Here is a 10,225-nt window from a genome sequence, read left to right as displayed (position 1 = left end):
ATCCGCCGAGTGCTCGCACTACTTCAAAAACTCCGGCTATGACCGAAACTAATCTCATCCCGCTCTAAATTACCCGCGGGTCGGTTTGCTAATAAAGAGATCAGCCCCGATCAACTGACGAAGGACAAGAAATACGGCAGGACTGTAGCGCAAATATCCGCCGAAACTACGCTACCGCCGCCTATTACCCCCTTCGGTTCATTCTGTTGACATCTCCTGCTTCTGGAGAGATGGTAAGATACTACGCGCCGGCCCTTTTTCCGAAGATTTTATTCTGCAGCTTTATCAAAGGATTTTGGCGATGCGTTTGTCTCGATCGCGCCGACTTGTGGCCATCGCTTTGACGGCAATCGCAGCCGTCACCCTTCCCTCTTATGGACATGCCGAGGACAAGCTGCTGACGGAAGCGGTGCAGTTCAACGGTACGATCCTGTATCTCTCCACTGAGGTGCCTGGCCTGATCTTCGGCGCCGTGCGCAACGGCGAGACGGCCTTGGCGGGTTTCGGCAAGATTGCCGACGGGAGTGAAAAAGTGCCCGACGGCGACACAATGTTCCGAATCGCGTCCGTGAGCAAAGTGTTCTGCGGCAATGTGCTTTCCTCGCTCGCGATCGACGGCAAGGTACAGCTCACCGACCGGCTGCAGGATCGCCTTGGCTGGGACGTCACGCTCCCGGAGAAAGATGGCCGCGCCCTCCGCCTGATCGATCTCGTCGCGCAAGCTTCCGGCCTTCCGCGGGAGGTGCCAGTGGCCGAGGCGCCTCCCTCCGACCCCTTCTCTACCAACACGAAAGAGGCGCAGATTGCCGCCCTCAAGGACAATCCGCTGCTGTTCGCGCCGGGCACCGCCGTTCTCTATTCAAACTTCGGATACGACCTCCTCGGAGCGGCGCTCGCGAATGTCTCTGGAAAGCCTTATGCCGAGGTTCTTCGGGAGCGTGTCCTCGATCCCCTCGGCATGAAAGACACGGTTTTCAACCCAAGACCGGAGGACGAACCGCGCCTGATGCAGGGCCATAACTTCGATGGCAGCGCCATGCCCATCGTGCCGACGAGCACAGCCATGGAATGCGCCGGTGGGTTGTACTCGACCGCGGACGACCTGCTGCGCTGGATGAACTGGCATGTCGACAACAAGCCTTCCGCGGCCGACGCCGAGTTCCGCCTCGTGAACCACGCGGCTTTTTTGTACCGGGACGGGCTCGCGTCGGTAGTGGGGCTGGATGACGGCGGCCCGATGGACGCCATGGGTCTCGGATGGGTCATCATGCTCCCCAACGAGCATCGCCCGCTCATCCTCCAGAAGAGCGGCGGCCTGCAAGGGATGTTTCTCTATGTTGCGATTGCACCGACACGCGGCGTCGGCGCTTTCTTCGTCATGAACGAATTCAATGCCGCCGGCTTCATGGCCGGGGTTAAGACGACGAACGATCTCGTCGCAGAGATCGCTCCACGCTGATTTCGCGCTTATCGGTAGAACGTGCGCGATCATTAATGCTGTGGAGGGGCCTGACGGACGGCATGTTTCGCGGCCAGGCAAGCGCGACAACGGCTATTTCCGGCCGACCGCTTAGCTATCCATTGCTGAGGACTTGCCGGCGCCGACCCGCTTCATCGCTGCTCACGGCCTGCTCAAGCGGCGGCCAAGGTTCTGCCTCTCGACTCTTTGGCATTCCGTTTTCGTAGCCGACCGCGAATGCCGCGCTGCTCGCAGTCCCGACAGCATCAGCCGCCTCCTGGCGCAACCCGACGCGGGTTCCGTGTCATCGGCGTGCTTTATCAGGAGTTCGTGGTCCGCGGCCGCATAGAGGCCTCGCCTCGGTCGTGCCTGACCTGCCCGCCTTCCGCCGCATGCTGACGCGCGCCCGCGCCGGCTTGGGTTCCGATATGGCAGGGAATGATGCTTTGGCAGGATGTCTCGGTGCGCCTCGCTGCTGCCCGAGGACTCTGCAGGGTATGTTCATGATGATTGCCCACGCGGCGAAGGAGCCCTGCCCGAGCGACGCGGCGATTGCCCGCGCCTACGGCTCACGCTCGCTGCGCCGCGCCCGGGCGCCTGCTGACCTATATCGAGAGCAGGGCCTGATCGTCTGCCAGCTCGACGGTGCCGGCCGGCGGACGGTGACGCTGGTGGAGCTGGCCTGGGCGACGGCGCCGGGCGATCCTAATTCGGAGGAGGCGGAGCAGGGGCGTTCGGGCGATTTGAGGGGTGGGTGCGGCGCTGTGGGGTCAAAAACCAAGTTGCCAAAGATGAGGTCAGCTCAGAAGATTGCGCGCCGCGCGCATGAATATTTTCGACCCGATCGGGATCAAATCGTCCGGAAAGTCATAGTCCGGATTGTGCAACGCAGGGTGCCGCTCGCCCGCACCCAGGAAGAACATCGCCGACGAGGCGCTGTGGCCGAACAAGCCGAAATCTTCCGAAGCACGCATTGGCAGGGCTTCTTCTCCGTGCACGACGCCCTCTTCATCGAGAGCTCGCCGCAGATGCTCTACGGCGTCCGGCGCATTGACGCTGGCAACAAATATCTCGTGATAGTCCCACCGGGCAGAAAGGCCATGCTGGCTAGCGATCTGTGTGACCAGCGATTGCGCGGCGGCGCACAGGTCTGCCATGCGCTCGTCGCGCCGGGTGCGCAGCGTCGTCCAGACCTCTGCATTGCCGGGCGCGATGCCGAACACAGCTTCGCCCATCGCGGCATGGGTGACGGTGACCATGCTGAAGTCGTCGTCGGCAAAAGTTCCGCTGCCAAGTGCCGGGAGTGCCGGCATCAGCTGGCTGACCGCCATCATCGGCGAAACGCCGGTCTCGGGCATGGACGAATGCGCGGTCTTGCCCTCCAGCACGATGCGCATGCCGCGTGAAGCGCAGTTCACCACTCCGGTCTTGAGCCGCACCTCGCCGAACGGCACGCCCGGCAGATTGTGCAGCGAGAATGCGAAATCCGGGGCGATCTCGCCAAAGCGCGGATCGGCGACGACACCGGCGGCACCATTGCCGGTTTCTTCCGCCGGCTGGAACATCAGCACGACGCGACCGCGGGCAGGTTTTTCGCGCCCCAACTGACGGCCGAGTGCCGCCAGGATCGCGGTATGTCCGTCATGGCCGCACATATGCGACTTGCCCGGCACGAGTGATGCATGATCTACGCCAGAAAGTTCATAAATCGGCAGCGCATCGAGTTCCGAGCGAAACATCACCGTCGGCCCGGCCTTGCCGCTTTCGTAGATCGCCGCCACGCCATGCCCGCCCAATCCGGTCAGCACCTTGTCCGGCCCAGTATCGGCGAGGAAGTCGACGACCTCTTTAGCGGTCTTCTCCTCTTCATTCGAGATTTCGGGGTTCTGGTGCAGCTTGCGCCGCCACGCTATAAGCTCGACGATGTCTCGATTGGTAAGGGTCACGTGTTCCAACTCCGTTTGCGCTCCATTCTAAGCAAAAGCAGCCATTGCTCCAGGGTCAAGGAGTCTCGAAATGGAAGACCGGGAGCTGAGAGTGCCCTTGGGTTGTAAGAACCAGTATTTCGGCGATCGGTTCGAGCCTGGGCCTTCCCGGCCACAATGGGTCGAGCGGATGCCGTGAAGCCTGGCCGCTATGATCATACGCCGCTCGCTCGCGCGGAGTTGCCTGATGATACGGCGGTTCTTGCCCGCTATCTCATCGGCAAGCTGGTGGTGCGGGCGTTGCCGGAAGGCATCGTCAGCGGCCGCATTGTCGAGACCGAGGCCTATGTCGCCGGGGATGCCGCCGGGCACGGTTACCGGGGAATGACCCCGCGCAACCGTTCGCTGTTTCTCGAGCGCGGGCACGCCTACGTCTATCTCGCCTATGGCCTCTCATACATGCTGAATGTTTCGAGCGAGACGGCTGGGATCGGAACCGGCGTGCTGATCAGGGCGCTCGAGCCGCTCGAAGGCGTCGGAGTCATGCGGTTCCATCGCGGCGTCGAGCGCTTGCGCGACCTGGCGCGAGGACCGGGTAGGCTGACTGCCGCGTTGCGAATCGACCGTTCGCTCGACGGGCTCGATCTTTGCCGGGAAGGCCCGCTATGGCTGGCACGAGACGACCACAAAGCAGGCGAAATCGGGAAGAGCATTAGGATCGGCATTTCGAAGGACGCGGATCGGCTATTGCGATTTTATGTCATGGGGAGTGCGTTTGTCAGCGGTCCAAGATCGCTGAGCCAGGGGCAGCAGTAGTAGCAGAGTTGCAGGTAAGCATCGGAGTCTGATTTGCGCCCAGAAGCGGGCAATCGAGTGCGATTTATGTGGTAACCGCAATGGGCCGTCTGCTGTCCTTCCGGTTTCGGGCGCGATGCGTTACAAAGCTGACGTTCCTCTTGCGACTTCGAGTCGGTCATCTGGTGGGAGGCGCCAGAGCCCCAAAGGCGGACGATCGACAGCTTTTCGAGGTGAGCGTAACGAGATTCGTCAACGGACGGATGCCGAAAGACGGCACCGACCCGAGAACAGTAGCTTTATCATTTTTTTGAGTCCTGCGCGGTAAGGTTCCGTGCATGTGGTTGAAGACTTACTTGATCATCACCGGCATCGGCGCGTTTGTGGCGCTGACAATGCCCTGGCTGGTCATCATCGGCAGTTTCCTGATTATCCCGGGGATCATCCTCGCGTCGATGCCAACGGCCTTCATGTATGGCGTCGCCTTCGCGCTGTTCCGCTTGCTGCTCGGAGGTTTCCTTTCAGGGGTTCCTCTGAACGTCATGTCGGGCGCTGCGACGCTGGCACTGTTCTGGACCATCCCCCAGCCAGGCCTCACCTGGGCGAGGGGCATGCTGGCCAGCCTGAAGGAGCCGGACATTCAGGCGAGCGCACCGATTGCGCTCAAGGGCGACATTCTCCTCGCCCGCCCGTTCGAGGGCCGTTGCGATGCACTGTGCGCGGCCTTGCTCAAGACCCCGGGCGTCACTTCGGTCCGCGTCCAGACCCCTCGCCGTCATTCCAATACCTATCGCATCGTGCCAGACTCGACGCCCGGCAAACGAAGCACCGTCATCGGGCATGGCCTGCTGGAAGAGCGGCGCTACGATGCCTCCGATCCGCTCGCCCCTCAGCGCGCGCTGGAAGCCGAATGGAACCTGATGATGTCAGAGGGCAAGGCGCTGCTGCAAAGCGACGACGCCCTCGAACCCGACTTCACCATCGCGATCGAGGACGGCCCTGCCTTGCCCGATGCCAAGCCCCGATGGGGACGGGTGGATTGGTCGCTCGAACCCTCCGTACCCCACCGCAAGGCGCTCACCATCACCGACGCCGGTGAACAGGTGCTGCTGCGGCAGTCGATCCTGTCGATCTTTGCCCCGGCGGCGCCAATGCTGATCGGGACTTCGGGCGGGATCGAGAACTTCCGGTTCGGCTGGGCGCGTCGGCGGCTCGGTGACGGAAGGATGTACGCCGAGGTTCCGGTCAACCGGTTGCTACTCGACCACACCAGCGTTTCGCGCGGCGTGGATATGGAAGCGGCGAAAACGAGAACGCGCGAGGAACTCGCCAGAGCGCTCGACGATCCGCGTAAGCCGGTGAGCGATCCCGCGTTCGCGCTCGCCAATCAGTGGATGGACTCGTTCCGCGCGAACGACCAGCCGCTCGGCGAGAGCGACCGGCGTCTGCTGGTTCGCATCTTGGAGGACCCGCGGGTGCGATCCTCAGACGGGCTGTGGGCGATCATCAAACAGGTCGATGGCAAGTCCGCCGATCTGCGGCGGCTCGCCGCCCGCCGCTACCTCGCGGCCACCGACAAGAAGGAGGCGCGCCACTGGATCAATGCCCTGGCCGGCCTCCCTGTAGGTGCATACGCCGATCCTCTGCCGGAAGAGCGCGAGATTCTCGCCGATCCGGCGGTCAGCCGCTTTGCCACCGGCCTGATCAAGCGCCAGGGCGACCGCGGCGTCGATGCCGTGCCCGACCTGTTGCGGCTGCTGCGCGAGTACTCCGTCTACGATCCGGGCAAGTATGGCTTCAGCGACCTGACCGCGGCTACCGATGCCGTGCGAAGCGGCTTTCGCCGCATTGGCCCTGCGGCCTCTTTCGCGCGGCCTGAGATCGAGCAGCTCCTGGCTTCGCCGGGTCTGGAGTACCGCTACAAGACGCTCGGCCAGGAAGAATGGGACACGCTGCTGGTCGTCCTCGGGAAGCCTGTCGAAACGCTTACCAAGCCGGAAAACCGAGGTGGTACCGACGCGAGGTACCGCGAGCGCGTCGCTCAACGGGCCGCCAAGCCTTACGATCCGCGCCGGGATTGATCGCCGAAACGGGAAGAAGAATCTTCGGCGACAGAGCTACGTCCGGCGACAGAATGGATGATGGGCTGGCCCGTTCGGGGTGTCGCGCGGTCTGAATGTCCGGATCGTTTTCATTGTCGATCAACAGCTGCCATTCCGCTTTCCACCCTGAGCGGTCGCTAGTGTCGCTGCCCGCCTCGAAGCACTCGCGCCAGCGGGCGGCATCCTGATCTCCGCCAAAGTGCACGGCGAAGTCGAGGGCAAGCTGAATTGCGGCTTTGAGGATCGAGGCTCAAGATCGGTCAAGAACATCGCTCGGCCGGTTAGGACCTACCTCGTCCAACGTGAAGAACCGGCCGCGGCTCGCTCGATACGCGGTGCCGCCCTGCAGCAGGAGATCGAATATTGCCGTGCCCCCGACGGCGCGCGCCTCGCCTGGGCCAAGGTCGGCACGGGCCCGCCGATTGACGGCGATGAAGCCGGCGGCGAGTGCGACGAAGCGACACCCATTTCAGCTTCGTTGAAACACCCCCTGCTGGAAAGGGTTGAGTGGCTACAGCCGAACGTCCGCTTGTGTGCAAACGTGCCGCCTCGCCTGTTCACTCGGATGTCGGCTTTTGGATGCGGCTAGGGTCTACTCAACGACCGACATGCGGCGCAAAGCAGCCATGCCGCCGTCGCGTGTGAGACTCTGCTTCGGGTCACAAGCAGAACAGCAGCCCCCTACGGCTCGTCCCTCTCATCGCGCAAATTAGACACAACGCGGCGGTTCTGCGACCTGCAGGCGGTGTCGGGGCAGTCGCGGACGAGCCTGTCCTTGCCGTAGCCCTTGGCCCACATGCGGTTGCGGTCTATGCCGCCGGCGGCGAGGTAGTCCATCACCGCATCGGCGCGCTGCTGCGACAGCGCCGTTTCACTTGCGCCGGGATCGTCGGCGAAACCCTGCAGCTTGAGCAGCCAGCGCGGATGCTTTGCTAACCAGGCGATCTGGGTGTCGAGGGTGGCCTTGGCGACAGAATCGAGCGCGGCCGAACCTTGCGTGAAATAGGTGCGGCGGCCGACATTGAGTATAAAATCCTCCTCGCTGCCCGGCTGCACGTTCTGGAAGCCGGCAACCTCGGTGTTGGTGATGTTGGGCGTGGAAGGGGCCAGCGTGTTGCTGGTCGAGCAGGATGCGGCCAGCACCAGCAGGCCGGCGGCGAGCAGCCGGCGCGTGTTTTCAATCATGCGGTTCATGAGGCGCCAATCATTCGACAGTGGTGGAAGCGGGCGCCTGGTCGGCGATGTGCGGCAGGACCTGCACCGCGGTGCCGATCGGGCAGCGCTGGTAGAGGTCGATGATGTCTTCCGGGAACATGCGGATGCAGCCGCTGGAAGCGTCGGTGCCGATGCTCCATGGCTCCAGCGTGCCATGCAGGCGGTAGCCGGTGTCGGCGCCGTTGCGGTGCAGATAGAGCGCGCGCGGCCCGAGCGGATTGTTGGACGCGCCGCCTGCGACCATGTGCGGTAGGTCCGGCTTGCGCTTACGCATTTCGGGGGGCGGGACCCATTGCGGCCACAGCGCGCGGCGGTCGATCGTCGCGCGGCCGTACCATTTGAAGCCGTCCTTGCCGACGCCGACGCCGTAGCGGATGGCGGTCTTGTTTTCCATGATGACGTAGAGGAAGTGGTGACGGGTATCGACCACGACGGTGCCGACCGGCTCGCTGCTGAAATACTTGACGATCTGGCGATGCCATCTCTTGTCGATCTTGGCGAAGTTGGTCTTGCGATAGACAAAATTGTTGTCGCTGGCGGTACCGGCGAAAAAGGATTTTGCCGCCGCTGCTTGAGCAATATTGCTGGTTGCACCCACCGCGACCAGCGCCAGGCCGCCGAGCACGACACCCCTGCGTGATAAAACCATCGGCAATATCCCCCCATGCCAAAAGCCTGGCGCACCATAGTTGAGAATTACTTCGCCTCAAAGTGGAAAATGCTGCGTTGCTTCAGTCCGCCATGTCCGGACATTCGGCAATTTGGCGGCGAGTGACCGAATTGTCGCAATCTTGCCGAGGACGAACGTCTAACCTAAACCCCATCCAGGATCTTAACCGAATTGGCGCGACTGTTTGGAACCGGACGTAGTTGCGACATTTGCCCTATCCGGACGTGTGAGCGATGCCGTGGGCATGATGCATGCTTTTTTTCGTTCGGTTGCTGCGATGATCGTGATGTCCGGCGTGGCAGGTTGCACCAGCATTTCCTACTACGCACAATCCTTGAAGGGTCACGTGGAGATCATGGCGGCGCGCCAGGATGTCGGAGAGCTGATCGACAATCCTTCGACCCCTGGGACATTGCGCGCTCGAATGGCATCGGCGAGCGCCATACGACAGTTTGCGATAGATGAGCTAGCGCTGCCGGACAACAATAGCTACCGCAGCTATGTTGACGTTGGTCGGGACGCGGTGACATGGGCCATCTTCGCAGCGCCGGAATTCTCGCTGACGCCACGAACATGGTGCTTTCCGGTGTTCGGATGCGTTCCGTACCGAGGATACTTCTCCAAAAGGTCTGCGATTGAAACCGCTGTCGAACTTCAGAGACAGGGCCTGGACGTCTATGTGACGGGCATCACTGCATATTCCACGCTCGGCTGGTCAAGTGACCCGCTGCTAAGCACCATGCTCAGCCAAGATGAAGCGGGTCTTGCAGGGCTGGTGTTCCATGAGCTGGCCCACCAGCGCGTCTACGTACAGGACGATTCCGCGTTCAACGAAGCGTTCGCTGCCGCTGTCGAAACAACCGGTGTAAGAAAATGGCTGCGCGCGAATGGGGATACTGCCGGTTTGCGCCGTTACGAAGCCGACCGGAGGCGCAGAGCTCAATTTCTTGCGCTGGTGTCGCAGACCCGAGACGAGCTAAGGCACGTCTATGACGACAGCGCTACCTCTGAGCAGAAGCGGGCCGCAAAGATAGCCGCGATCGAACGGCTGCGAATGCGCTACCGAGAGATGCGCGACAGTCGCTGGCGTGGATACCGGGGATACGATCTCTGGTTCGATTCTCCGATTAACAACGCGAAGCTCGCCGCGACTTCCGTCTACGGCGATCGGGTGGCGACGTTTCTCCGCTTGTTCGATCTGTGTTCGGGCGACTATCCACGATTCTTCGCGTCGGTTCGACGGATAGGAGCGTTAGACAAATCTGACCGCGCCGAAGCGCTCAAGGCGGCAGATTCATGCGATTGATCCGGTCAAATCCGAAGGCCAGAAGCGGCGAATCGGTCGCTGATGTGCTCGGCAAGCCGGCGCAGGTGATTGAATTGACCATTTGTCGGCCGATTTCCTAGGTACTTTGACGTCGGCGGGGCCGGAAGCCGCATGTCGGCCTACAGAAGCCAAAAGCGGACTTGCCTGAACTCCCCGCGGGATATTGGACCACAATGATTGCCGGCGGGCCGTGGCGCCTCAGCGTGCGCCCCTACGAGGCCGAAAACCTCACGCTCACGCCGCGCTGCCGAAAATAAGCCTGCATTAGCTTGCGGCCCGAACGGTTGTTCTGCGCCAGCCTGGTTGGATCGAACACCGCTTGTTCTATCCCCTCTCGCGCCAGCGCTGCTTTGAGCGCCGCGATATGTGCGTCGATGTCGGCATTGTTCGCCCGGAGCGATGCATAGATGCTGTCGGTCGCCTCGGCCACGGTCGGCTCGCTCACGGGTGTACTCCTTTGGCTATTCGGGCGGCGGCTTAGCACAGATCAGCGGCTTCGCCGATACCGATAAGACGGCTAGATGGGCGGCAACAGTTTTCCTTGGGGTCGGTTGTAAATCATGGGTTCCGCCTGAGTCGGAGACGCACGCCATGTCGACACGAACGAGTGAGGAGGATTGGACGCACACGTTCGAGTATCCGGGCTTGCCTGCCGCGACGCGGGCGGGGCGTGAGGAAGTTCACCTCAAATTGCTCTTCGGAAACAGCACGCGATCGGGTTTTGCATTCATT

Annotated in this window: 9 protein-coding genes and 1 pseudogene; 6 read left to right on the top strand and 4 right to left on the bottom strand. The window is 62.1% G+C overall.

Going from position 1 to position 10,225, the window contains the following annotated elements; all coding sequences use genetic code 11:
* The first annotated feature begins 301 nt into the window (after positions 1–301).
* Positions 302–1,459: a D-alanyl-D-alanine-carboxypeptidase/endopeptidase AmpH gene (gene ampH, locus ACWUKX_RS30545; RefSeq protein WP_127208782.1), complete on the top strand. Its 1,158-nt coding sequence runs from the start codon at positions 302–304 to the stop codon at positions 1,457–1,459.
* A gap of 277 nt (positions 1,460–1,736) precedes the next feature.
* Positions 1,737–2,190 (top strand): annotated as a pseudogene (locus ACWUKX_RS30540) (ATP-binding protein); the annotation flags it as partial.
* A gap of 66 nt (positions 2,191–2,256) precedes the next feature.
* Here ACWUKX_RS30540 and ACWUKX_RS30535 read toward each other — a convergent pair.
* Positions 2,257–3,405 carry an amidohydrolase gene (locus tag ACWUKX_RS30535; protein WP_456010395.1) on the bottom strand — a complete coding sequence of 383 codons (1,149 nt, stop codon included), beginning with the start codon at positions 3,403–3,405 and terminating at the stop codon, positions 2,257–2,259.
* A gap of 156 nt (positions 3,406–3,561) precedes the next feature.
* Between ACWUKX_RS30535 and ACWUKX_RS30530 the strand changes: the two genes are divergently transcribed.
* The 3 genes from ACWUKX_RS30530 (at position 3,562) to ACWUKX_RS30520 (ending at position 6,870) form a co-directional block, all read left to right on the top strand.
* Positions 3,562–4,200 (top strand): DNA-3-methyladenine glycosylase, encoded by a 639-nt coding sequence (locus ACWUKX_RS30530; RefSeq protein ID WP_456010393.1) that lies wholly within the window; start codon positions 3,562–3,564, stop codon positions 4,198–4,200.
* 335 nt (positions 4,201–4,535) lie between these two features.
* Positions 4,536–6,260 carry a hypothetical protein gene (locus tag ACWUKX_RS30525; protein ID WP_456010392.1) on the top strand — a complete coding sequence of 575 codons (1,725 nt, stop codon included), beginning with the start codon at positions 4,536–4,538 and terminating at the stop codon, positions 6,258–6,260.
* A 220-nt stretch (positions 6,261–6,480) separates the two neighbouring features.
* Positions 6,481–6,870 carry a hypothetical protein gene (locus tag ACWUKX_RS30520; RefSeq protein WP_456010390.1) on the top strand — a complete coding sequence of 130 codons (390 nt, stop codon included), beginning with the start codon at positions 6,481–6,483 and terminating at the stop codon, positions 6,868–6,870.
* Between the two features lie 92 nt (positions 6,871–6,962).
* On the opposite strand, the gene ACWUKX_RS30515 is transcribed toward ACWUKX_RS30520, so the two are convergent.
* The gene (locus tag ACWUKX_RS30515; protein WP_065010224.1) at positions 6,963–7,475 is read right to left on the bottom strand and encodes an OmpA family protein; all 513 of its coding nucleotides are present in this window, start codon (positions 7,473–7,475) and stop codon (positions 6,963–6,965) included.
* A gap of 10 nt (positions 7,476–7,485) precedes the next feature.
* On the bottom strand, positions 7,486–8,145 hold the full coding sequence (locus tag ACWUKX_RS30510; protein ID WP_077380658.1) for a L,D-transpeptidase: 660 nt from the start codon (positions 8,143–8,145) through the stop codon (positions 7,486–7,488).
* 247 nt (positions 8,146–8,392) lie between these two features.
* On the opposite strand from ACWUKX_RS30510, the gene ACWUKX_RS30505 reads away from it, so the two are divergent.
* A complete protein-coding gene (locus ACWUKX_RS30505) occupies positions 8,393–9,472 on the top strand; it encodes an aminopeptidase (protein WP_456010388.1) in 1,080 nt (359 codons plus the stop codon).
* A gap of 232 nt (positions 9,473–9,704) precedes the next feature.
* On the opposite strand, the gene ACWUKX_RS30500 is transcribed toward ACWUKX_RS30505, so the two are convergent.
* The gene (locus ACWUKX_RS30500; protein WP_254027243.1) at positions 9,705–9,938 is read right to left on the bottom strand and encodes a hypothetical protein; all 234 of its coding nucleotides are present in this window, start codon (positions 9,936–9,938) and stop codon (positions 9,705–9,707) included.
* Between the last annotated feature and the right edge of the window lie 287 nt (positions 9,939–10,225).

Source organism: Mesorhizobium sp. f-mel (genome assembly GCF_053850215.1).
The sequence above is the reverse complement of the archived record's forward strand: the minus strand, read 5'-3'. Positions and strand labels throughout refer to the sequence as shown.

Excerpts from the sequence above, each read along its gene's own strand:
- ampH (WP_127208782.1), top strand. The coding sequence starts at position 302 with ATGCGTTTGTCTCGATCGCGCCGACTTGTGGCCATCGCTTTGACGGCA.
- ACWUKX_RS30530 (WP_456010393.1), top strand. The coding sequence starts at position 3,562 with ATGGGTCGAGCGGATGCCGTGAAGCCTGGCCGCTATGATCATACGCCG.
- ACWUKX_RS30515 (WP_065010224.1), bottom strand. The coding sequence starts at position 7,475 with ATGAACCGCATGATTGAAAACACGCGCCGGCTGCTCGCCGCCGGCCTG.
- ACWUKX_RS30510 (WP_077380658.1), bottom strand. The coding sequence starts at position 8,145 with ATGGTTTTATCACGCAGGGGTGTCGTGCTCGGCGGCCTGGCGCTGGTC.